At 34.2% G+C, this 24,966-nt stretch carries 22 protein-coding genes; all 22 read right to left on the minus strand.

From position 1 onward, the window contains the following. Nucleotides 1-11 precede the first annotated feature (11 nt). On the minus strand, nucleotides 12-902 hold the full coding sequence (gene spoIIGA, locus BLP68_RS01825; protein WP_091539335.1) for a sigma-E processing peptidase SpoIIGA: 891 nt from the start codon (nucleotides 900-902) through the stop codon (nucleotides 12-14). A 193-nt stretch (nucleotides 903-1,095) separates the two neighbouring features. Then, entirely contained in the window at nucleotides 1,096-2,181 is a 1,086-nt protein-coding gene (gene ftsZ / locus BLP68_RS01830) for a cell division protein FtsZ (protein WP_091539337.1), read from the minus strand. A gap of 335 nt (nucleotides 2,182-2,516) precedes the next feature. Continuing rightward, nucleotides 2,517-2,855, minus strand: coding sequence for a small basic family protein (locus BLP68_RS01835; RefSeq protein ID WP_091539339.1), 339 nt, complete (start codon nucleotides 2,853-2,855; stop codon nucleotides 2,517-2,519). Nucleotide 2,856: 1 nt separating this feature from the next. Then, on the minus strand, nucleotides 2,857-3,579 hold the full coding sequence (locus BLP68_RS01840; RefSeq protein WP_091539341.1) for a DUF881 domain-containing protein: 723 nt from the start codon (nucleotides 3,577-3,579) through the stop codon (nucleotides 2,857-2,859). A gap of 19 nt (nucleotides 3,580-3,598) precedes the next feature. Next, entirely contained in the window at nucleotides 3,599-4,315 is a 717-nt protein-coding gene (locus BLP68_RS01845; protein WP_091539343.1) for a DUF881 domain-containing protein, read from the minus strand. After that, the gene (locus BLP68_RS01850) at nucleotides 4,312-5,097 is read right to left on the minus strand and encodes a cell division protein FtsQ/DivIB (protein WP_091539345.1); all 786 of its coding nucleotides are present in this window, start codon (nucleotides 5,095-5,097) and stop codon (nucleotides 4,312-4,314) included. The genes BLP68_RS01845 and BLP68_RS01850 overlap by 4 nt, the downstream gene beginning before the upstream one ends. A 104-nt stretch (nucleotides 5,098-5,201) precedes the next feature. After that, nucleotides 5,202-6,119, minus strand: a complete 918-nt coding sequence (gene murA / locus BLP68_RS01855; RefSeq protein ID WP_091539347.1) for a UDP-N-acetylglucosamine 1-carboxyvinyltransferase — start codon at nucleotides 6,117-6,119, stop codon at nucleotides 5,202-5,204. After that, entirely contained in the window at nucleotides 6,101-7,669 is a 1,569-nt protein-coding gene (locus tag BLP68_RS01860; protein WP_176758825.1) for a recombinase family protein, read from the minus strand. The genes murA and BLP68_RS01860 overlap by 19 nt, the downstream gene beginning before the upstream one ends. A gap of 19 nt (nucleotides 7,670-7,688) precedes the next feature. Next, entirely contained in the window at nucleotides 7,689-7,823 is a 135-nt protein-coding gene (locus tag BLP68_RS22210) for a hypothetical protein (RefSeq protein WP_278278173.1), read from the minus strand. 294 nt (nucleotides 7,824-8,117) lie between these two features. Then, nucleotides 8,118-9,032, minus strand: coding sequence for a pseudouridine-5'-phosphate glycosidase (locus BLP68_RS01865; protein ID WP_091539352.1), 915 nt, complete (start codon nucleotides 9,030-9,032; stop codon nucleotides 8,118-8,120). Next, entirely contained in the window at nucleotides 9,026-10,120 is a 1,095-nt protein-coding gene (locus BLP68_RS01870; protein WP_091539354.1) for a PfkB family carbohydrate kinase, read from the minus strand. Before BLP68_RS01870 ends, BLP68_RS01865 begins: the two co-directional genes overlap by 7 nt. 213 nt (nucleotides 10,121-10,333) lie before the next feature. Next, nucleotides 10,334-12,160, minus strand: a complete 1,827-nt coding sequence (locus BLP68_RS01875; protein WP_091539356.1) for an ABC transporter ATP-binding protein — start codon at nucleotides 12,158-12,160, stop codon at nucleotides 10,334-10,336. Between the two features lie 58 nt (nucleotides 12,161-12,218). After that, nucleotides 12,219-14,018, minus strand: coding sequence for an ABC transporter ATP-binding protein (locus BLP68_RS01880; RefSeq protein WP_091539359.1), 1,800 nt, complete (start codon nucleotides 14,016-14,018; stop codon nucleotides 12,219-12,221). Between the two features lie 310 nt (nucleotides 14,019-14,328). Beyond that, the gene (locus tag BLP68_RS21580) at nucleotides 14,329-14,469 is read right to left on the minus strand and encodes a hypothetical protein (RefSeq protein ID WP_176758826.1); all 141 of its coding nucleotides are present in this window, start codon (nucleotides 14,467-14,469) and stop codon (nucleotides 14,329-14,331) included. 267 nt (nucleotides 14,470-14,736) lie between these two features. Then, the gene (locus BLP68_RS01885; RefSeq protein ID WP_091539361.1) at nucleotides 14,737-15,084 is read right to left on the minus strand and encodes a UDP-N-acetylglucosamine 1-carboxyvinyltransferase; all 348 of its coding nucleotides are present in this window, start codon (nucleotides 15,082-15,084) and stop codon (nucleotides 14,737-14,739) included. 109 nt (nucleotides 15,085-15,193) lie between these two features. Beyond that, on the minus strand, nucleotides 15,194-16,288 hold the full coding sequence (murG, locus tag BLP68_RS01890; protein WP_091539363.1) for an undecaprenyldiphospho-muramoylpentapeptide beta-N-acetylglucosaminyltransferase: 1,095 nt from the start codon (nucleotides 16,286-16,288) through the stop codon (nucleotides 15,194-15,196). 5 nt (nucleotides 16,289-16,293) lie between these two features. After that, nucleotides 16,294-17,412, minus strand: a complete 1,119-nt coding sequence (gene ftsW, locus BLP68_RS01895; protein WP_091539365.1) for a putative lipid II flippase FtsW — start codon at nucleotides 17,410-17,412, stop codon at nucleotides 16,294-16,296. Nucleotides 17,413-17,414: 2 nt separating this feature from the next. Beyond that, the gene (murD, locus tag BLP68_RS01900; RefSeq protein WP_091539367.1) at nucleotides 17,415-18,782 is read right to left on the minus strand and encodes a UDP-N-acetylmuramoyl-L-alanine--D-glutamate ligase; all 1,368 of its coding nucleotides are present in this window, start codon (nucleotides 18,780-18,782) and stop codon (nucleotides 17,415-17,417) included. 16 nt (nucleotides 18,783-18,798) lie between these two features. Further along, complete coding sequence (gene mraY, locus BLP68_RS01905; RefSeq protein ID WP_091539369.1) at nucleotides 18,799-19,794, minus strand: phospho-N-acetylmuramoyl-pentapeptide-transferase; 996 nt, start codon at nucleotides 19,792-19,794, stop codon at nucleotides 18,799-18,801. 3 nt (nucleotides 19,795-19,797) lie between these two features. Next, the gene (locus BLP68_RS01910) at nucleotides 19,798-21,186 is read right to left on the minus strand and encodes a UDP-N-acetylmuramoyl-tripeptide--D-alanyl-D-alanine ligase (RefSeq protein ID WP_091539372.1); all 1,389 of its coding nucleotides are present in this window, start codon (nucleotides 21,184-21,186) and stop codon (nucleotides 19,798-19,800) included. After that, on the minus strand, nucleotides 21,183-22,649 hold the full coding sequence (locus BLP68_RS01915) for a UDP-N-acetylmuramoyl-L-alanyl-D-glutamate--2,6-diaminopimelate ligase (protein ID WP_091539375.1): 1,467 nt from the start codon (nucleotides 22,647-22,649) through the stop codon (nucleotides 21,183-21,185). The genes BLP68_RS01910 and BLP68_RS01915 overlap by 4 nt, the downstream gene beginning before the upstream one ends. Nucleotides 22,650-22,789: 140 nt before the next feature. Further along, on the minus strand, nucleotides 22,790-24,964 hold the full coding sequence (locus BLP68_RS01920; protein WP_091539377.1) for a stage V sporulation protein D: 2,175 nt from the start codon (nucleotides 24,962-24,964) through the stop codon (nucleotides 22,790-22,792). Nucleotides 24,965-24,966: the final 2 nt, after the last annotated feature.

Genomic DNA, 24,966 nt, shown 5'->3' on the forward strand with positions numbered 1-24,966 from the left:
CATTTTGTTTTTTAAACTAAATCTGGGTGAAGCAAAGCTCTGTAATCCCCTGTCTTGGAGAGTTTTTTACTATATATAGCAATAATAATATCGTTAATATTTTTAATCTGACTATCTTTTTCTATAATAACACCATCTGGTTTAAAGCCCACAAGCATTCCGTTCTCAGTCCCTAAGGCCTCATAAGGAATAATTCTAAGCCTAGTTATCCATGATGCATTAATGCAGGAAGAAGATATTTCGTTATAATTTGGAAATCTAGTGGCCAAAAAAATAGCATGTATATCTTCTGGAAGCAAATTAAGTATTGCATCGAATTCCACGATCATTACTGGGTAATGTGTTATAGGATCTATCAAAGAATTACCAGTATCCACCATGCCAATTAGCTCTACAACTTCACCATTCATATGAATCTTTACCTTCATAAGAATTTTTTCTCTTGTTAATTGCTTCTGAACGTAGCCCCAACAGAAATTTATTAGTATATAACCAATTCCGCAGGACAATATAATATTTTTTACAGATATATTGGTTATGTAAAAAATACCATTACTGATTATTCCATTGAAGTTGGTAAAATAAAACAGTGCAAAGCCTGCTCCTCCAAAGATGATAGTAATTAGGTAAAAAATGCCTAATAATCGAAAAAAGTCTTTAAACCTATAGGGAGTAAAGGCTATAACAATAATAAACATAGAGCAAGCTATTTTCATTATAAAAGAAAATAAAAAATGTAGTGAAGGAAAAAAAATAATAAATGCATATAACGCCCCTATCGAAGATGCAATAGCTATTTGAAATCTCTTTGGTATAGCCTTTCCAAATTTTGATGTTAGTGAAAGAATTATATAATTCATAATAAAATTTTCAAGAAACACATATTCAGCGTATACAATCAATTATATCTCCTCCCATTAGGGACATATCACTTTATTATAGAAATATTCAATTGGTCATTTCTTTATGTCTATTATATAGGATGATATTTTATTTTTTTGTCAATTTATCGGGTCGAAATTTTTCTTTATAAATCAATATCATCAATACAAAAAGAACCTGTTATTTAACAGGTTCTAGGTTATATAATATTTATTATTTTTTTCTTCTTAAGAATATCGGTATATCAAGGTCATCATTTTTTTGACCTTCATCATTGCTAGCAGCTACTTCCTTTACAGATGCATTAATTATTGATTTTCCTTGTTTATCTAATATCTTCATTAGATCCTTTTCAAATCCGGTTGCAATAACAGTAATACGTATTTCATCTTTTAAGTCTTCATTTATTACAGCACCAAAAATAATATTAGCATCTTGATCTGCAGCCTGAGTAACCAACTCAGCAGCCTCATTCACCTCAAATAGTCCTAAGCCAGAGCCACCGGTAATATTTAGTAATACTCCCTTTGCTCCCTCGATGGAGGTTTCAAGCAATGGACTTTGTATAGCTTGCTTAGCTGCCTCAACTGCACGATTCTCTCCACTAGCCCGTCCAATTCCCATATGGGCTAAGCCCTGCTCCAACATAATTGTTTTAACATCGGCAAAGTCTAGATTAACAAGACCAGGTACTGCAATTAAATCTGAAATACCTTGAACACCTTGCTTCAATACATCATCTGCTATTTGAAAAGCCTCTAGCATTGTAGTTTTCTTTTCAATGACCTGTAAAAGTCTATCGTTTGGTATAGTAACCAAAGTATCAACACGACTTTTCAATTCTTCTATTCCTTGCTCTGCATGAGTTAATCTTCGTTTGCCTTCAAAAGTAAATGGTTTTGTAACTACACCTACAGTAAGTATTCCCATCTCCTTGGCTATTTCCGCTACAATTGGTGCTGCACCAGTACCTGTACCTCCACCCATACCAGCAGTAACAAAAACCATATCTGCTCCTTGAAGTAGCTTACATACGTCTTCTCTGCTTTCTTCAGCAGCTTTTCTACCAACTTCAGGGTTAGCACCTGCTCCAAGCCCTTTTGTAAGCTTTTCCCCTATTTGAATTTTATGCTCAGCCTTTGAAGTGAATAAAGCTTGTTTATCTGTATTAACAGCTATAAACTCAACACCCTTTAGTCCGGACTCAATCATTCTATTCACTGCATTATTTCCACCACCGCCAACGCCAACTACTTTTATTTGTGCAAATTGATCCATATCTACATCAAATTCTAACACAGTAACTACCCCCTCGTTATGTATATGAGCAGACAAATATTCGATATTCTAGATTCACTTACCTAGAAGAAGTATTTGTCCTATTTTGTATAAACTTCCCTAATGATATTACAATATCTTTCTAACACTGTAACATATAGATTGATATTTATCTAGAGACTTATGTACTAAAAAATGACATTTTATGATTTAGTACTTTATATACATCTACAATGATTATTTAATTCAACAAAAACAATAGATTTCCTTTTTTCTAACTCAATAAAATTTAATTTTTCCAAGATATTAGAGGTAAAAATAATACCATATAGGGGATTTATTTCCAATTACTATTTTTATCCTCTATTATGCTGCAGAAGGTAACGTCTTATGATTGCAAAGTTTTGGAATAAACGATTTCCAAAGGCAAAAATAGCTGCATAATAAAGGGGTACACCTATTCGATCACCAATATAGGCTAATAGTCCTGCTAAAATGGCATTGCCAAAAAAACCCGAAACAAATATTTCTGTATTGAACTTATTCTCCATGTTGGACCTAATTGCACCGAAAACGGAGTCAAGAGCAGCCAGGATAGCTACAGAAATATATAAAGAATAGGCTGCTGGATAAGTTATGGGTAAATACAAGCCTAAAATAATTCCAATTAATAGACCAATTAAAGCAATAATCAAGCTATTCACCTTCCCTTGGTGCTGCAAATTTCATTGCGAAGTCACCGTTATATTTTGAAATTCTTACTCTTGGACTGGTTTGAGATTCTACTTTAATACCAAAAAAATCCCTTAAATGTGATCCATAGGAATCTGCGGACTTAATTGCAGCATCTAATGTAATAGGATCTCCTATGGCTACAATAATAAATGGCTGTCCATAAACATGATTATTAATAGTAATGGTTGCTCCAGAACATAGTACTTCCGATGCATGAATTATTCTTTGCCCATTTATGGAAATAGCCTCTGCACCTGCAATCTTTAAATCATTAATAATCATTAAAACATCTGTCCGATGAATAATTAAGTCATTTGGATTCTCTCCCTCATAAAGCTCTCTTTCACTGTCACTTAGTTTAACTATAATCCCAGGACCTTGTAAATCAGTATAGCCGCTTATCATTTTTACGCTGTCCAATTCACTTCTTAATACATCCCTTATACTTCCATCTTCTGATAATGCTTTCTTATACTCATTTAAGCGGTTTTCTTTTTCTATCACAAGTTCTCTGAAGTTTTTAATGTCCTCTAATTCTCTATTAACTTGATCCTGTAAGTCACTCATGGTTTTTAGACTAACAAAACTATAGTCCTCTTCAATATTTCGGATTTGAAACGTAAGAAAAAAACCAAATATAACAAATATTATTAAGATTTTAAGTGTATCATACCTATTTATCATTCTTAAAACCTCCATGCATCTATTGACTAGCCTCTACCGGTTTAGCATATTTAAATGTCATAGGCCTATCATATCTTGACATTTCAATGTTTTCTTCTTTGTTCACACTTACTCTAATTCTATCCTCTTGTCTTAATCTCCATACTAAATCAAATCGCATGTTCAAAGCTGCTTCCAAGGTTTCTGGATTACCTATTGCATTAATATAATATGGAGGCGAGGTAGCTATACCATTTATATGGATTCTATTTGAATTCAGGAAAACTTCAGTAGTTGAAGTATATCTGATGTCATTAATCGAAATTGCTTCTGCCCCTGCTGCATTTAGCTTATTAATTAACTCCAGAATGATATCATAATTGTACATAATAAATCTACTTGTTTCTCCTTCTAGACTGTAGGTATCTTCTATTTTTATAGTAACTCCTGGTCCTTCTACTGAATTATGTCCAGACAAAATTCTATACTTTTCCAAATCATTCTTTAGGTTTCTAATAATAAAGTTTTCATCCTCTTCAAATAGCTCATACTCTCTAAGTCTTTTTTCTAGCTCAGCAAGCTCTTGATTTAACCTTTCATTCTCAGATCTAAGGATTCTCACCTGTTGGCCTCTATTGGAAGAAAGAAACTTTCCTTCATTAGTATTAGAAGTTACGGACTTAAATTGCATTGATAAGGCTATTCCAAATATGATGCATAGGATAACAAAGACTACTTTTCCCCTTTTATCCGTCATTGCTCTTCCTCCTGTATGTTTCGCTCTTTTACTGTTACATGTCCCTCATATCGAACATCTATAATGACATCTCTTTTCTCCATGGAGTATAAATTCACAAGCACTTCTCTTAATGTAAGCATTTGATACACAGGATTCTCACTGGTTCCTAATAGAACCTCTATACCATCTATTGTAATTAAACGAAGATTATCTACTTCATTAATATTTAATTCAGAGATAATATCTATCATATCACTTAAATTAGCTGCCTCTATTAATCTTAATCCATTAATTAATCCGATTGTGTTAGAGGAAACTATATCTCCCCCAAGCTCAAAGCTTTCCAGACTTAATCCAGTAATTAATGGTATTTGATTAGAAAAATAGCTATCACTTATTTTAAGTACGACTCCTTCATTATCTATATATAGATAAGAACCCATATATGCTATTATAGCATATTCTTTTCTCTCCTTCACATTGATAATTAATCTATTTGGTAGTTTTCTTTCAATCTCTGCTGTCTTGATATATGGATGAGTCTCAATATTTTCCTGGATATCCTGTAAATTATACTTAAGAATATTTCTTTGGAGTAGCAGTTGGGAAGCTTCTAAAACCTCTTCACTTGTTAATGTAATATTCCCTTCTACATCCACTACCTTTAAATTCATAAAATCTGATTGTAGAATACCATAAATTCCCCAAAGCAAAAACACTACTAAAATTAGCATTAGAGAAAAAAAGCCTCTTAGCTTTCTACGAATTTTTTTTCGTTTTTGCCTCTCTTGAGCGCCCATAATATATCCTTCCTCACGTTACAGCATGTACAAAATTGAAATAAATCAAAAGCAGTACAATACTGCTTAGATTATTTAGAGCTATTATTTTATTATATCAGATATCAGTCTTCATTTGGTATTTCTTGTTTTATAATTATACCACCCAAGCTATTCATAATACCATGAATATTATCATAACCACGCTCAACATGCTTAACATTTTCAATAATAGTTTTTCCCTCTGCTGATAAAGCTGCAAGTATTAAGGCAGCTCCACCTCTTAAGTCTTTAGCACTTACCTTTGCACCAGTAAGGCCCTTCACTCCTTTAACAAGGGCAATACGTCCATTAACCTTTATATTCGCACCCATCCGGGCAAGTTCTTCAGCATGCTTAAATCTATTTTCAAAAATTGTTTCTACAAATACACTTGTTCCATCCGATACACTCATTAAAGCCATCATCTGTGATTGCATATCTGTAGGAAAGCCAGGATATGGAAGAGTTTTGATTGTATCTACAGCTATCAATTTTTGGGGTGCAGCTAATCTTATTCTTTGATCTTCTAAATCAATAATACAGCCGCTCTCCCGCAGCTTATAGATCACTGATTGTAGATGCTCGGGTATAATGTTTGATAACTCAATTTTTCCCTTTGTTATAGCTGCAGCTATCAGATAGGTACCTGCCACAATTCGATCTGGAATTATACGATGCTCAACATCATGAAGATTTTTTACACCATCAATTACTATTGTAGCTGTTCCTGCTCCACTTACCCTGCCACCTATACTATTTATAAAATTCTCTAGATCTATTATTTCTGGTTCTCTTGCGGCATTTCTTATTACAGTAGTTCCCTTAGCAAATATAGCAGATAAAATTGTGTTTTCTGTAGCTCCTACGCTGGGAAAATCCAATTGTATTTCTGTACCACGAAGCTCTTTAGCCTCACAAATTAGAAAACCATGCTTTTCTTCGATATTGGCTCCTAATTCTTTTAATGATTTTAAATGTAAATCTATCGGTCTAGGTCCAATTTCACATCCACCTGATTAGATATACACATTGGATCTTTAAAACTCCAAATAATTACTATTTTTAGAAGATCTGTTGAATCATTCTGCTTGACTACTATTTTTTCTATCAATAGTTCTATATCATCTCGTTGAAGTTCAAAATCGTTCATAAAATTATCTAAAAAGTCCGTATTATCTAATGTATCCTCTGACCGATGTAGGTCTTTTTTTGCCAACAATCTTTCTAAAGCAGCCTTCATATTATTCAAATCAGCGTAAGTTTCATATATGATTTCTTGGTAAAGCTCATCCTCCAATTGATTTTTTGCCCATAACCTTATATAATTTTTTGCTTCATCTTTTTTATTATCTATGCTGGAATAAAGTTTTTCAATTCTTTTTTCTATATTAATACTATTTTTTTTTATATTTTTAACCTTCCTTTTAATTTGAATAACATCTAAATTATTACATAGTATAAACTGCTTAATACTGGTACTTATTATTGTTTTTAGATTTTCCTCTGACACATAATGAGTAGTGCATGCTTTTCTACCATGCTTATGATATTCGCCACAATAGTAGCCTATGGCATGATTTTTTCTTTTTCTAGCAATCATGTAACTACCACATTCATTACAGTATACAAATCCTGAAAAAAGATTTATCCCCCTTTTACCACCTCTTATTTTTCTATTATTCCTTCGCTCATTGATCTGTCTAGACAACAAAAAATCTTCCTTTGATATTATAGCTGGATGATGATTTTCATAAATAATCTGCTTATCCTCTTCCACTAAGTATGAAGCTCCTTTTATCTTCTTTTTTCTAGTTTTCCCACATCTTAAGGTCCCCATATAAAAGTCATTGGTTATGATTCTTTGTACGTGAACACTACTCCATTTTGATGCAGTTTTAAACTTACCTCCCCTCTGTTTTTTTAGATATTGGGAAGGAGTAGGGAGCTTTAATAGGTTTAATTCATCTGAGATTTTTCTATATCCCAATCCTTCAATATATCTTGCGAAAATCATTCTAATAATCTCTGCTGCCTCTTCATCTATTAATAGTTTGTGTTTATCATTTGCATCCTTAACATATCCAAAATGACTTTTTATCACCAAGCCGCCGTTTTTTTGCTTACTTCTAATGTTTTCCGTTATCTTTCTACTTATATCCTTAATGTACATTTCGTTATACCATGTTCGAAGACCAAGAAGATCATCGTTATCAATTTTACTATCATAATTTTCTGTAGCAAGAATTAACCTAACATCATTTTCTTTAAGAAGTTCAAAAAAAAGTAAAGTTTTAGCATTATGCCGACCAATTCTTGAACTATCCTTTACTATAAGAATAGCTACCTCTCCTTGATTTATTTCTTCAATAAGCCTGTTTAAACCAGGTCTATCAAAGCTGTAACCGGATATATTATCATCCTCATATATCTCAGCAATCTCATAACCCAATTCTCTTGCTCTTTCATGTATAATATTCCTTTGCTGCAAGATAGAGGAGTAATTTTCCTTGTCTTCATCTCTTGATAATCTGACATAGCCATATACCTTCAATTTCACCACCCTACCCTTATCAATTGACTTCTTCTTTTAATATTCTTTTTATAATTAATTCCTCTAGCATCACCTGAAATTCTTTTTCTCCAGCCCATTCATGCTTTACTTCAATCTTCTCATCACCATTTGATTTAATCTTTTCACTACTCAAATCCTCCACCTTCCTCTATAGCTAATTACTTAATTAAGCTTATGCACCCTTCCCGTTGTCCTATTAACGAACTTTTAAAAAAGAGTTAAGAGATAAAAGAGAAAATTGAGAATTGAGAATTGAAAATTGAAAATTGAAATAAGTGCTAAGAGCTAAGAGGCAAATAAAAAAAGGAATTTGATTTTTATCAAACTCCTACTTGCATTACTAATTACTCATTACTAATTACTCATTACTCATTACTCATTAGCCATTACTCATTACTCATTTCATTTGGACATTTATATAAAGAGCCTATAACTTTGCGAAATCGACAGCTAGCTTTGCAGCTACTTCAGCATTATTATATACCAGGTGAATGTTGGCATCTAAGCTATTACCTTCTGTAATCTCTTTAACCTTAGCTAAAAGAAATGGAGTGCTTTCCTTTCCCTTAATTCCTTTTGCCTCGGCCTCAACAACAGCATTATCAATTGCATTATTAATCATATCATAGTTCATTTCATATTCTTCAGGTATAGGATTAGCCACCACAATACCACCCTTTAAGCCAATATCCCATTTTGCCTTTAATGCAAATGCCAGCTCCTTTGTATCCTCAACACTGTAGTCAACATTAAAACCACTTCTTCTTGTATAGAAGGCTGGCAATTCATTAGTTTTATAGCCTACTACTGGTACTCCATGGGTTTCAAGATATTCAAGGGTTAATCCTATATCTAGTATTGATTTAGCTCCTGCACAAACAACTGCAAGATTGGTGTTGGCTAACTCCTGTAGGTCTGCTGAAATATCAAAGGTATTATTGGCTCCCCTATGGACACCGCCAATTCCACCAGTAGCAAATACTCTAATGCCGGCTAGATCTGCAATAATCATTGTAGATGCAACTGTTGTGGCACCATCAGCTTTTTTTGCAATTATAAAAGGTATATCCCTACGACTTGCTTTATGGATGTCTTTCCCTTTTCCAAGATACTCTATTTCATCTATTGTTAGCCCTGCCTTTAGTTTGCCATTGATTATGGCAATAGTAGCAGGTATTGCTCCATTTTTTCTAACAATCTCTTCTACTCGAAGGGCGGTTTCTACATTTTGTGGATAAGGCATACCATGGGAAATAATAGTTGACTCTAAAGCAACTACTGGTTGATTATTTTCTATTGCAGATTTCACCTCTGGATGAACTTCAATATATTTTCCTAACATAAGTCGATATCCTCCATTTCTCTATTTATATTATCGATTGACATATTGGGGTTAATTGTATTTTCATGAGATAAAGCCACCTGTGCTGCAGCCATAGCAAATATAGTTGATTTTTTAATATGAAACTTATTTAAATAGCTATAAATTAACGCCGCCATAAAAGCATCACCAGCACCCGTAGCATTTACTACCTCTCTTTTCGATGCATTTATTATTCCATCCTCAATTCCATTTGTATAATATACCCCGCCTTCTCCTAAGGTAATAAAAGCTCTTCTTACTCCCTTTTTCAAAAAGTACTCTCCTGCTCTTTTAATATCAGCTTCGTTATTAATCTTAATTCCCGCAAGAATTTCTGCCTCTACTCTATTGGGCTTAATAGTGTGAAATTTGCCAATTAAGTCCTTAATTCGTACAGCTTTCGAAGTGGATACAGTGTCTAAGAAAAACACTTTATCTTTATGATGTGTTAAGGCATATTCTATTGTCTCGGTAGGAATGTTTGTATCTACTATGCAAAGAGCAGCATGTTGAAGCAGATGATTTTTCTCCTGCAAATACTGAACTGTTAATTCATTAAATATATCCATATCTGATATAGCTCCTAACATGTCTCCCTTCTCATCTAAAAGGGACAGATATGTTGAGGTTGACTTGCCCTTTAATGTAAGTGATTCAGACATGTCTAGCCCTGTTTTAAGAGCCTCCGTTAAAATCCTTTTACCATAGGGGTCATCCCCGATAACACTAATAAGCTTGGTTTCAATACCTAATTTCACTAGATTCTCACCAATGTTTCGGCCTACACCACCAAATGAAATTTTAACACTACCAGGATTAGAGTCTCTTATAACAAAATTTTCCTTTGGAAAGCCCTGAATGTCAACGTTTGTGCCACCTATTATACACACATATTCACCTTCCTTAACAATATATCCCTTACCAGCTATATAGCCTTTCCTTTGCAGGTTTGTAATATGGACAGCTACAGAAGACCTAGTAATATTAAGGCTGTTGGCAAGCTCCTTTTGTGAAACAAGAGGGTTTTTCTTTATTAATTCGATTATTTGCCTTTCCCGCTCAGTCATAGTACCTCCTTTACTTTTGTTTATTTAATAAACTTTTGCTTATACAGTTATTTATAACATATATTTTCACATTTTGCAATTAATTATTCAAGAAAATTATAAATTTAAAAACATATTTTTTCTATGGCTCTGTTAAAGACAAAATGTTGATATCTATATTAAATAGGAAAGCTGGTTAAGGAAATTCACCTTAACCAGCTTTCAAACCAAAATTTATTTTTCTAAAGCCTTCTTTCCTTCTTCCTCCATAAATTGATTGGTATATAGTCTATAATAGTAGCCCTTCTTTTGTATAAGCTGAAGATGATTACCTGCTTCTTCTATTCTCCCTTTTCTAATAACAAGAATTCTATCTGCAGAGCGTATTGTAGAAAGTCTATGGGCAATAATAAAGCTTGTTCTGCCCTTTAAAATTCGACTTATGGCTTTTTGAATCATCTGCTCTGTTTCTGTATCAATGGATGAGGTAGCCTCATCTAAAACAAAAATCTTAGGATTTGCCAATACTGCCCTTGCAAATGAAATTAGCTGTTTTTCTCCTGATGATAATAAACCACCACCTTCACCCACCTCAGAATCATATCCCTTTTCCAGCTTCATAATAAAATCATGGGCATTTACAAGCTTTGCTGCCCTAATAATATCCATTTCATTGGCATCAAGTCTGCCGTATTGAATGTTTTCTTTTATGGTTCCACTAAACAAGTGGGGACTTTGCAAAACATATCCTAAATTAGATTGAAGCCATAGCTGAGACCGTTCCCTATAATTAACTCCATCAATTAATATTTCTCCCTTTGTCGGTTCATAAAAACGACAGGCCAGGTTTACTATTGTACTTTTACCCGAACCAGTTTCCCCCACAAGGGCTATTGTTTCTCCTGCCTTTACTTCTAAATTGAAATCCTTTAGAATTGGTTCTTCTGAAATATAGCTAAAGGAAACATTTCTAAAGGTTATATTTCCCTTTATCTCTGGCCAATTCTTTCTTAAAGGATCAAAGGAATCACCATACTGGCTTACAATTTCTAAGCTGTCTTTAATTTCTGGCTCAGTATTAATCATAGACATTACTCGCTCTGCCGATGCATGGGCAGATTGAATCTCTGCAAATACCCTTGCTAATTCTCTTATTGGTTCAAAGAATTGAATTGTATATGAAATGAAAGCTACTAAAGTTCCATAGGTTATTGCATATTTTGCAACCTCTATCCCTCCAAACCATAGAGCCAAGGCTGTTCCAATACTTCCAAAGGTTAATACAATAGGTAGAAACATAGATGAGAATATGGCGGCTCTAATTGATGAAGCCTGCATTTCTCTTGTAATACCTGTGAACTCTTCTAAATTTTCTGCTTCTCTTACCAATACCTTTGTAGTTTTTGCTCCTGTTATACCCTCATTAAAGGACCCAGTAATTTTTGAATTTATTTTTCTTACACTTCTATATTCTTTTAATATTTTTTTCTGGAAGTATAGACTTGTAATTAATAATATTGGGATTACTGAAAGTGATATTAATGCCAACTGCCAATTAAGAAATAGCATTACAGCAATAATTGCTGTCATTTTTGTAAAGCCCCATAAAATATCAACCATACCCCACGATACTATTTCACCTAGTCTCGTTATATCAGAAGTCATTCGAGCCATCAGCCATCCAACAGCTTTATTATCATAGTATGATAAGGAAAGCTCTTGAAGTCTTTTAAATCCCTTTTTTCTAATATCATAGGTCAAAGTAGTTTCAATTTTACCGGCTATTGATATAAATAACCATATGTTTCCCGCCAGTAATATTACCAACAATCCATATAGGGCTATAAAGCCTGATATCCCCTCTAATTGCCCTTCATAAATAAAACGATCGATTGCTACTAAAGTCATTAGAGGGAATGCTGCTTCAACCACTGCCACTAAAACCATTGAAACAATCAATAGTAGAATTAGTTTTTTCATCGGTAGAGTATACTTAAATATCTCCCACCAAAGCTTCAGATCAAATTTCTGATTATGTTCTTGTTCCTTAAGTTCCATCATCTTATCACCCTGCCTTCTATACTCTAATGCTGTATAAATACTTTATTAAATATTTGCATCAACTGGATTTTCCTAAAATTTCATCCTCTAGGCTTTGTATTTTCCAAATCCTACTATATAAGCCCTTTTGATTAATTAAATCCTCGTGTTTTCCCATCTCCACAAGTTGACCCTTATCTAATACTAAGATAAAGTCGGCCTCAGATAAGGTTGCAATTCGATGAGAAATTATAAATGTAGTCGCATTGTTTTTTCTTTTTTTCAATGCTCCTCGAATAGCAGCATCTGTTTCAGTATCTACTGCACTTAATGAATCATCAAAAACAACTATTGGGGCATCTGAAATAAGGGTTCTGGCAATAGCCAGCCTTTGTTTTTGTCCTCCTGAAAGGGATACTCCCCTTTCTCCAACTAGTGTTTCATAGCCTTTGTCAAACTCTAAAACCACATCATGGATTGATGCAACTTTAGCAACGCTATAAACCTCATCGTCCGGAGCATTTCCCTTTCCCAGTCTAATGTTTTCTTTTATTGATTTTGCAAACAGGAATGGTTCCTGTAATATTAGACCAACATTCTTCCTAATCCATTTTTTGTCAATATCCTTTAGTTCCTTGCCATCTATTGTAATTGATCCCTTCTGATAATCAAAAAGTCTTGCCAACAGATGTACTAGTGTTGTTTTCCCTGCTCCTGTAGGTCCTAATATGGCTATAGTCTCCCCTGCCTTAACATCAAAGCTTATATTTTTTAAAATCGGCTTATCTTTTTCATATTCAAAGGATACATCTTTAAAGGAGATACTTCCTTCAATTGCTGGTTTTTCACTGGTATTCTCCATGATTTCCTTAGGCACATCAAGTATTTCACTAATCCGTTCCAAAGAGACCATTGCTTTACCTAAATCGGTAATAACTCTTCCCATCTGTCTGATAGGCCATAAGAGCATTCCCACATAGGTATTGAATACAACCATTGTACCCAAGGTAATTCTTCCAGTAAATGTCCAGTATACACTTGTCATAAGGACAATCCCCATTTGCAGCATACACATAAAATCTGATATAGACCAATACCATGCAAATAAACGAATTAGTTTATAGGTTAAATCCCTGTTTGTTTTATTATTTTTATCAAACTTTTCCACTTCGTGGGCCTGTCGTCCAAAAGCCCTTACAACCCTTAGTCCTGTTAGATTTTCCTGAAGAGTTGAAGACATTTTACCCTCAGCTTCCTCCATTAACCTAAATGCCTCTTTTACCTTTATAAAGAATATAACTGTAAAAATAAAAATTATTGGTATCAAGGCCATAGAGATCAATGTTAAGGTTATATCCATAGGTAGCATTATATAAATAGTAAATAGTAACATAAATAACGCACTGCCTATTTCGACAAATTGTGTTGCTAAAAATTTTCTAATTGTTTCAACATCAGAGGTACATCTCTGAATTAAATCTCCTGTTTCTGCATTTACATGATATTGATAGGGAAGGTACTGCAAATGATTATAAACACCATCACGTATTCTTTTTGCAACCTTTTCTGCTGCTTCTGCTGACCACTTACCCTTCAAGAACAAGAAAACACCCCTCACAACTGCAAATCCAACAATTACAGCTGCAGGTATCCAAAGTTTATCTCTAAGAACCTCAACACCTCCAAATTCAGTGATCATCCTTTCTATCCAAATTGGTGCTTCTAATTCTTTACTACCAATTATTGAATCAATAGTAACTTTAATAATTAAAGGTGCTGCAAGACTAAATATAGTTGCAAGCCCAATGCTTATAACTGCACCTAAGTACCGACTTCTATTTCCCTTCATATAGTTCCATAGTTCCTTTAAATTCTTCATAGTAGACCCCCCTTGCGGTCAAAAATTATTATTTTTAACTAAGCTAAATAATGAACAATCCCTTATTTTTTTTATTACCTAACACTTTTTCCATCTACATCTCCTCCTTGAAATAGTACAAAAACATTAAAAACCCCCTATTGCTTAGGACTTTCTAATGGTGATTTGAATCCTGAATTCCTATGCAATAAAAAAACCTAGAAAGAAAACTACTTCCTAGGCAAAATATTACTTACTAAAATAATATCAAAAATAATTAAAGCCTAGGTAAGTATCCCCTTACCTAGGCTGAATTAACTTATTAATCAGTCTATGAGTAAAGATGATTTTTTTCCTTAATTAACAGATTATTTAATTTTGGACACACTACTCCCTTGTTTGCTACAAAAATTGCTGCATTAGTAGTTAAAAACACTTTTGAACCACTGTTAACTAAAGTATTGATAATCATCTTCTCACCTCCTAATTTTATTGATGCTCCTATTACAGTAAAATTATACCATAGTATAATCCATCATACAAACTTTTTTTTATGATAATTATTAATTTTTTAAAAGCTTTGTATAATTACAATTCTTAGTCATCCTCAGAATTTTAGAAATTAATAATTTAATTTCTTTATTCCATTTATAACTTCAATTTCAATTCTATAGTCTTATTTCAATCATCATTTAACATATAAAATTCATCATTTGATTTATATGTTCAATATGTATTACTATCCACCTGGATAGCTAATTTTAACCTTTCCACATCTCGAAAGCATTGCACCTAGAAAAATAATAGAAGAACGCATTTCCCTAACAAGATCCTCAGGAATCTCATAGTTGTTCAATCCCTTTGAATTGACCACCAGAGTATTGTTCTCCCTTTTCACTTCACAACCTACTGACCTTAAAATTTTTGTCATTGTAATAACATCTGATAATCTAGGAATATCGTGTACTACATTTAGTCCACCATTTAATACCGTTGCTGCTAATATAGGAAGTACAGAATTTTTCGCTCCATTCACTCGTACTTCCCCAACTAATTTATTTCCTCCAAGGATTTCATACCTACTCACTAGTTGGTCACCTCCAAAGTTCTATATATTATGTATTATAATTGATTCAATTATGAAAATTACCAAATATATAAACATATTATGCAAAAAACTCGAAGGTGTTACTTTTCTAATTTATTAGCTTTAGAATCTCCCTGTAGATTTGCTCAACTGCGTCTATTTTAGCCGAAGTAAAGCTTGCTTTCTTCATTGACTCCAATAATTTCTTATTATTTAAAATATTATTTATATGATTCAATAAAGTTTCTGCTGATAATTCATTTTCTTTAATCATAACTGCTGCACCAATTTTATCTAATGCTTCGGCATTATATTCTTGATGATTTTCGGCTGTATGGGCCTTAGGAATAAGAATTGATGGTTTTGCAGCCGCAGTAACCTCTGCTATTGTAATTGCTCCTGCACTACATACTATTAAATCACAAGCCTTTATTGCATGGGGCATATTGTTAATATATGGAATTATTTTATGATTATTTAATATATTTTTATTTTGTATAGCCTCAATAACTCTACTATAATGATTTTTACCTGTCGCCCACAGGAGCTGAAAATCAAAATTATTAGTGTTTTCTAAGATTGATAGGACTGCGTTGTTTAATTTTGATGAACCACCGCTTCCTCCAACTATTAGTACTAAAGCTTTGTTACCTTCACTTCTATAGATAGCCTTTGCCTCTGCCTCTGTGACCCTGGTGAAATCATCCCTAATTGGATTACCAGTAACTATTATCTTATTATCATACTTAAAATATTTTTTTGCATCTTCAAAGCTTAATAATATTCTATCTACATATCTAGAAAGAATACGATTTGTAAGCCCTGGAAAAACGTTTTGCTCGTGTATCATTGTTTTTAACCCCATCCTAGTGGCAGCATATAATACAGGACCACAAACAAAGCCTCCTGTCCCTATAACTATATCAGGTTTAAAGACCCTTAATATTCTTCTAGCCTCCCATAATCCCTTCATAAGCTTAAATCCTGTTTTTACATTATGAAAGGATAACTTCCTCTTAAGGTAACTAATTGTAATATACTCCATCTTAAACCCGGCTTGGGGAACCACATCACTTTCCAAGCCTTCTCTTGTTCCAATAAAAAGAATTTCAGCACTACTATTGTTTTCTTTAATTTTGTTAGCAATGGCAATTGCTGGGTAAATATGTCCTCCCGTACCACCACCACTTATAACAATTTTCATTTGCATCATCTCCTATCGGGGTTAACATACCTTGATATATTCAGCAGTACTCCTGCTGCTGCCATAAAAATAGCCAGTGTATTTCCCCCATAGCTAATAAAGGGCAGCGGCATTCCCGTAACTGGCATAGATGATGTTGCTACAGCAATGTTAATAAGTACCTGAATGGTAATCATACAAATTATACCGGTAGCCATTAGGCAGCTCAGCATGTCAGGTGCATTAATTGCAAGCCTTATACCTCGCCAAATGAGCACTAAGAACAGTAATAAGATCACTACACTGCCTATAAAGCCTAATTCCTCACCAATTATTGCAAAAATAAAATCATTCTGTGGTTCAGGAAGATAGAAATGCTTCTGCACACTTCTACCCAAGCCTCGCCCAAATAAACCTCCAGAGCCCAGCGCCAACAAAGATTGTATTACTTGAAAACCTGTATCTGTAGGATCTGCCCAAGGGTCTAAAAATGCTATTATACGACTAGCCTTATAGGTCTTTCCTGTGAGAAAAAAATACGCTATCATGGACGAAATAGCTCCAGCACCAGCAAGCGATAAGCCAATAAAATGAGAAAGCTTCATTCCACCAACAAATACCATAGACATAATAATTACAGCCACTACAAAGGCCGTACTGAAATCTGGCTGGAAAAATATTAACGCAAAGTATACAGCAATTATCAATAGGTAAGGTATAACTCCATTAACAAAACTTTGCATTTTATCTTTTTTCCTTGTGATACTGGTGGATACGTATATAATGACAGCAAATTTTGCAATTTCAGATGGCATAATACTTATAGGACCTATAAAAATCCATCGCTGAGCAAAATTCAATTCAGTTCCTAATGGTGTGAGTACTGCAATTAACAGGCCTATACTGAGGAAGAATAGAATATTTGCATATCTCTCCCACTTCCAATAGGGGAACTTGGCACAGAAATACATAGCAAAGCTTCCTACACATGTCCAGGCTAACATACGCTTTAAAAAATAATACCCGTCATTCCTTTGTACTAACGCATGGGAGAAGCTTGAACTAAACACCATAATAATTCCAATAGACACAAGGGCAGCTACTGTCAGTGTAATTATAGAATCATAGGGAGCCTTTTTTTTCATTATTAAGACCTCCTTAATCTAGAAACAATATTTTTAAAATGTTTTCCTCTCTCCTCAAAATTTGGATACATATCCCAACTGGCACATGCTGGTGATAGCAATACAGTGTCACCAGTAACTGCTAATTTAAAGGCTGCTACAACAGCCTCATCCAAATCCTTTACTATAGTATAGTTATTAAAGCCCAAGGCTCTAGCTGTAGCCTGTAGCTTTTCTGCTGTTTCTCCATAAACTATCATTTCCTTAACCTTACCCCCAAAGGACTGTATAAACTCAGTAAAATCACTTCCCTTATCCATACCTCCTGCAAGTAAAATTATTGGTTCTTTAATAGCCTCAATAGCTTTAATTGAAGCATCTGGATTTGTTCCCTTTGAGTCATTAATAAAATTGACTCCCTCTATGGTATCAACATATTCTGTTCGATGTTCTACACCTTCAAATTCCTTTAAGGTTTTTGATATTATTTCTATATCTACACCCATTACGAAGGCCATTGCTGTTGCCGCAAGGGCATTCTCCAAATTATGATTACCTGGAATTTTTATTTCATCTGTTGAAATCACATTGATCTTTTGATTATTAAATGAAATTACTATAACATCATCTTCAACATAAATACCTTCCTTCAGCTGTTGTTTTCTACTGAAGTAAATTTTTTTTGCTTTAAGACTACTGCTATGATTCCTGCATAGTTCATCATCATAATTTATAATAGCATAGTCTTCTGGATCTTGATTTGCAAAAATATTAAACTTTGCATCCCGATAATTTTCCATTGTCTTATGTCTATTAAGATGATCTGGTGTTAGATTAAGTATTGCCGCAACTCTAGGATGAAAATTCACTATACTTTCTAATTGAAAGCTACTTACTTCCATCACCATAGGCTCCCCTTCTTTTGTTTCTAATGCTTTAGATATAGCAGCAACTCCAATATTACCTACTACATATGTTTTGACCCCTGTATTTTGAAAAATAGCTCCAGTTAATGCCGTAGTAGTTGTTTTTCCATTTGTTCCTGTAATGGCTATAATGTTGGCCTTAGAGAGACGATATGATAGTTCAATTTCTCCAATAACTTCAATCCCTTCAGTTTTTAATTTTTGTATGAAGGGTATATCTAAAGGTATTCCAGGAGATACAACAGCCAAATCAATTGCACCAAGCTCCTTTATATCTTGAGGATGCCTTTCTAAAATATAATCTACCTTTACGTCCCTAAGTTCTTCAATGGCTTCAGCTAAGTCCTTTGGGGATTTAAGATCATTAACAATTACCCTTCCCCCAAGTTCTACTAAAACCTTTACCAAGGGAAGACCTGTAACTGCCAAGCCTATAACTAGTATCTTTTTATCTTTAAGGTTCATTCCAACACCTGCTTTCTTAGCTTATTGCTATCATGCCAATTAGGCATAATATAACAGTTGTAATCCAAAAAACAACAACTACTTTTGTTTCGGCCCATCCACTAAGCTCATAATGATGATGAAGTGGACTCATTTTAAATATACGTTTCCCAGTCAACTTATATGAAGCAACTTGTAAAATTACTGATACTGCTTCTGCAAAATAAATCCCACCAATGATTGGAATTAATAAGGAGATATTCATTAAAATAGCCACCGATACGACTGCACCACCAAGGGCTAAAGAACCAGTGTCTCCCATAAAAACCTGGGCAGGATGGGAATTGAATTTCAGAAAGCCTAGGCATGCACCAGTTACCGAAGCAGAAAAAATTGCTAAACTAGTATATCCCCCATTAATGGCTACTAAACTTAGAAATGCAGTAATAATCAAAGTTACACCTGCTGCTAAGCCATCTAGTCCATCTGTTAGATTTGCACTGTTGACAGTCGATAACACCACAAATATAATAAATGGAATATAGAGCAACCCTAGATCTAAATACTCAGGTATTACAATATTACCTATAGTAAAGCTTCCCTTTATAAAGGGTACAATAATCTTAGTACCCATACTTGATACATTTGATTGATATATGGCCAGCATAATTGCTACGATTGTTTGCAAAACTATTTTTTGGTATGCCCTTAGGCCTAAAGAACGCTTAAGCACTACTTTAATAAAATCATCAACGAATCCAATTATACCAAAGGCAATAGTTGCAGAAAGTGCCACCAGCATATCTGTGTTTAAAAGTCCTGATGTCAAAGATGTAATAAGAATAGAGACAATAATAATTATTCCACCAATGGTTGGTGTTCCACTCTTATGCTGATGACTCTGTGGTCCTTCCTCTCTAATCATTTGTCCCACCTTAAGCTTCTTTAAATAAGGGATAATTAATGGGCCAAGTATTAAGGTTATTATAAATCCAATTATTATTGTATATATTACCTGTTTGTGCTGAATCATAAATTAGCTCCTCTCTTGTAAAAAATTTACTATTTCTTCCATCTGCATTCCTCTGGAGCCCTTTATTAGAATAACATCATCATTTTCCAACATTTCATTTAACTTAATACATGCTTGCTTATTATCATCTACTATAATGGTATTTATGCTACTATTTATGTAATTTACTTCCATAGCAATCCATCGAGCTTCATCTCCAACAGCAATTAATCCATCAACCCCTGCTTTAACCAGGTAACTTCCCACTAATCGATGTCCCTCCTCGGAAAAGGCACCCATTTCTAACATATTTCCTAAAACAGCTATTTTACGTTTTCCTTTTATATGCTTTAATACATCAATTGCTGCCTTCATTGAGTCTGGACTAGCATTATAGGTATCATTTATAACTTTAAAATTATGTAATTCTAGAATTTCCATTCTCATTTTAGATGGAGAATAAAAATCAAATGCTTGTTGAATTTTGTCAGGTGAAAGGCCAAAGTAGTTTCCTATCCAAATAGCCACTAATCCATTATACACATTGTGTAATCCATATTGCTTTATATTAAAAGTAGCTTCTCTATCGTTAATAGTAATAGAAATACTATATCCTCCATCCTCATTTTCACTAATACTTGATGGATACAAATCATTATCCTGCCCTATACCGTAAAATATTTTAGTATAAGGAGTTTTCTGTCCCTTAAGCTTTTTTAAATATTCATCATCTCCATTAATGATCAAATAGTTATCTTCAGTCATATGTTCAGCTATTTCCATTTTTGCCTTCATTATATTTTCTTTACTGCCTAAATGTTCAATATGAGACATACCAATATTAGTAATTACACCAATTTTAGGTCTTACGATTTCAGCCAGCATTGATATTTCACCGAAGGCTGACATTCCCATCTCTAATACCGCTACTTGATTATGCTTTTCAAGATTAAATAGTGTAAGGGGTAAACCAATATGATTGTTGAAATTCCCTATGTTCTTTAGAACACTAAAATGGCTGGACAAAACAGCACTAATCATATCCTTGGTGCTGGTTTTTCCAGTGCTTCCTGTAACTCCAACAAAGGGGATGTTGAACATATTCCTATAAAACTTACTTAGCCTACTTAATGCCTCTAGGGTATCTTCCACCTCTATTAGATACATACTATCCAATACACTAAGGTTTAAGCTCCTATTTTTCTCAATGATGGCACCAGTTGCTCCCTTTATTTTCGCTTCTTCAATAAATGTATGGCCGTCAAAATTTTCCCCCATCAGTGGTACAAAGAGCATACCCTTCTGTATTGTACGAGTGTCAGTTGATACCCCATATGCAGATGTGGATGCTCCTTTAGAAATGATATGTCCATTACATCCTCTACATATCTCCTCATATGTTAACGAAATCATTTTCTTCCTTCCTCCCTCGCAACATCTAGTGCTACGATTCTATCATCAAAGACATTGATCTGATCTTTAATCACCTGAGTAATCTCATGCCCTTTTCCAGCAATTAAAACAATATCTCCCTTATTTGCTTCCTTGATAGCATAGCGAATAGCTTCTCTACGATCCTCTATTACTATATAATTCCCTTTAGTCAATTTTATTCCTTCCTCTATCATATATAAAATTCTCATTGGATCTTCAGAGCGTGGATTATCAGAGGTTATTACAGTAATATCACTGTACTTTCCTGCTATTTCCCCCATTACAGGCCTTTTAGATTGATCTCTGTCCCCTCCGCATCCAAAAACAGTTATTATTCTCTTTGTAGTAAAATCTCGTGTAGACTTCAGAAGATTTTCTAAAGCATCTGGGGTATGGGCATAATCAACCACTACAGAAAACTCTTCAATGTCTGGGACTACTTCAAATCGTCCCGGAACACCTGGAAAATCATTTAACCCCATTGCAATTATATCGGCGGGAACCTTTAAACTATAACAGCAGGCAATAGCTGCCAATGCATTATATACCGCAAAAATTGCAGGAATAGGCAACTTTACAGCTATTTTAAAGTTATCAGGACCTGTTACGTTAAAGGTGACCTCTTTACTATTAAATTTCACATTGCAGGCTGTGAAATCAGATTTTTCTACAATACCATATGTCAATATTGGAGTATTTAAATGTTTTATTTCATCACTTATTTCTTTACCAGCTGCGTCATCAACATTTATTACATTACATAAAGAAGTTTTATAAAATAGCTTCTTCTTTGCATTTTTATAATTTTCTAGATTATCATGGAAGTCCAAATGATCTGGTGTCAAATTGGTAAATATGCCAACTTTAAAATCTACTCCTTCTACCCTTCCTAACTCTAATGAATGGGATGAAACCTCCATAATACAACTGTCTAGTTTTGCATCAACCATTCTATTCAGTAGATATTGCAAGTCATTGGCCTCAGGTGTTGTTCTGACAGCATCAATCTTTTCATTATCAATCCAAGTAGCAATAGTACCTATCAGTCCAGCATTTCTTCCGCTATGCTCTAATATTTTTTTTACCATATAGGTTATAGAGGTTTTTCCATTTGTTCCTGTAACACCTATTAATTCCAGTGACGAGCTTGGTTTGCCATAAAAGACATTGGACACCTCTGCCATTGCTTTTCTTGTATCATCTACATGTATTATTGTAGCACCATCAACCATAACTTTTTGTGATACCAGAATGGCTATTGCACCATTTTCTATCGCTTCTTTAATGTATAAATGTCCATCTGTTTTAAAACCCTTTATACAGACAAACAGTCCTCCAGGCTTAATATTACGCGAGTTATAATGAATGTTGTGAATTTCTAAATCTATATTTCCTATTACCTCTTTAATTTTTAGCTTTTGAACTAGTTTTCTTAAGTTCATGGGTTTGCCCCCCTTCTATTGCTATTATTAACTATTCGTAGACTTTTTAAAAGGCAACTTAAAATTAATGTATAAAACCATTAATTTCAGTTGCCCATTTAATTATAAAACTATTAGATTATATTTTCCAGCATAAAATTCTAATTGGGCTTAAAATCAACACTTATTATTGTTCCCTGAGGTATTTCCTCATTGGCTTCAGGATATTGACTAGCAACAACCCCACTCCCACTTATTTTCAATCTCAAACCCAATGCATTAGCAATTCTATTTACCTCGCCGATGGTTTTACCAGTCAGGTTTGGCATTAATACTACTGCATCATTGGCACTATCTTTAGTATATAATAAAATCGTTGAATTTTCTTGCACTTTGGCTCCGGGTTTAGGAAACATATCTACTATTACAGCTGAGTCTTCAACCTGATGCTCCGTTTCAATATTGTATAGCAGCTTACTTTCTGTTAGTACCTTTTTTGCATCCTTTACAGATAGCTGTCTAATTTCTGGAACTATAACATCTGCTTTAATTAGACGCTCTGCTTCTTCTTCCGTATATTTGGGTCTTATTTCTAAATAGCGAAGACTTTCTTCTAATATTTCTCTTGCAATTGGAGCAGCCGTTATACTACCAAAATGACTTAATCCTTTTGGTTCGTCAACAATAACCAATATTGCTAATCTTGGATCATCGATAGGTGCAACACCAACGAAGGAAGCTACATAATAGCCTGGTGCATATCTACCATCTATAACCTTCTGTGCTGTTCCTGTTTTCCCACCTACAGAGTATCCAGGAATATATGCAGCCTTTCCTGACCCTTCAACTACTACCGATTCCATTATTTCTCTCATTTCTCTAGAGGTTTTTTCTGAAATAACCTGTCTTACCATGGTTTCTTCAAATCGATGTACGACGCGTCCCTCTTGATCTACAAGCTCCTTAACTATTCTTGGTTTCATAAGCATACCATCATTGGCAATTGCTGAAATTGCCGTTATCAATTGAATGGGTGTTACTGATATACTTTGGCCGAATGACATAGTTGCCAATTCTACCGGGCCAACCTGTGGTAATTGATACATAATAGATTTTCTTTCCCCGGGCAGGTCTACACTTGTTGTATCAGTAAATCCAAAGGCATCAATATATGAATAGAAGGAATTGGTGCCTAGCTTTTCCCCCAACTGAACAAATACTGTGTTACATGAATTTTGTACTGCCTCTGTCAATGTTTGATCGCCATGAGGATTATAATATCTCCAACATTTTAGGGTTCTACCTGCGACATTAATTGTACCGGAGGAATAAAAGTGACTATTAGGTGTTGCTACTCCTTCTTCAAGTACTGCAGCAGTTGTTACTAACTTAAAGGTGGAACCAGGCTCGTATGTATCATTAATCATTGGATTTCTCCACATACTATACCATGTTTCTAACTGCTCGTTTTGAGACAAACCCTCAAGCTGTAGCTTTACTGCTTCGTCAAGGGGTACCCTTGGAGTATTAGGATCATAATCTGGCTTTGCTGCCATAGCCAATATTTCACCAGTCTTAACATCCATTACTATAGTAGTTACTCTTGTGGCCTGATTAATTTCTAATGCATTTTGAATTGCTTTTTCTGCAAAATGTTGAATAACTTCATCTATTGTCAATACAACATTTAATCCTTCCTCTGGAGGATAGTATCTTTCAACACTAAATGCAAGCTGTCGTCCAGCTCCATCTGTACTTTTTATCCATCTTCCAGGGATACCGCTTAAATATTTGTCGTATTCCATTTCAATACCCGCAATGCCCCTATTATCTACATTAGTGTGCCCAAGAATATATGAAGCAAAATTTCCATAGGGATAATGTCGCTTATTATCTTCGGCAATATAAACACCCTTCAACTTTTCATTTCTAATTTCTTCAGCTATATTATCATCTATCCAGTAAACAATCCTAACCGTACTATACCTTTTATCTTTTATTTTTTCTTCTACCTCAGAAGCATTTAGCCCTAGTATTTTTGCTAGCTTTTCAGCTGTATGTTCTGCATCCGCATCTGAAATTTCACGAGGACGTATCCAAACAGTATTTGTACTGGCACTGATGGCTAATTCTTTACCATTCCTATCGTATATAACTCCCCTTTTAGCGGGTATTGGTATATCTCTTGTCTGCTGTGATTTTGCTAATTCTTTGTATTTTTCACCATTTACAATCTGAATCCATCCTAAACGGATTATCAACCCAAGAATGGCTAAAGAAGTAAGAGCGAACATGAACATAAGTCTTTTTTTGCTGGATATCGAAGGCTGAGACAAGA

The sequence above is a fragment of the Alkaliphilus peptidifermentans DSM 18978 genome (assembly GCF_900101495.1).
GTDB lineage: Bacteria > Bacillota > Clostridia > Peptostreptococcales > Natronincolaceae > Alkaliphilus_C > Alkaliphilus_C peptidifermentans.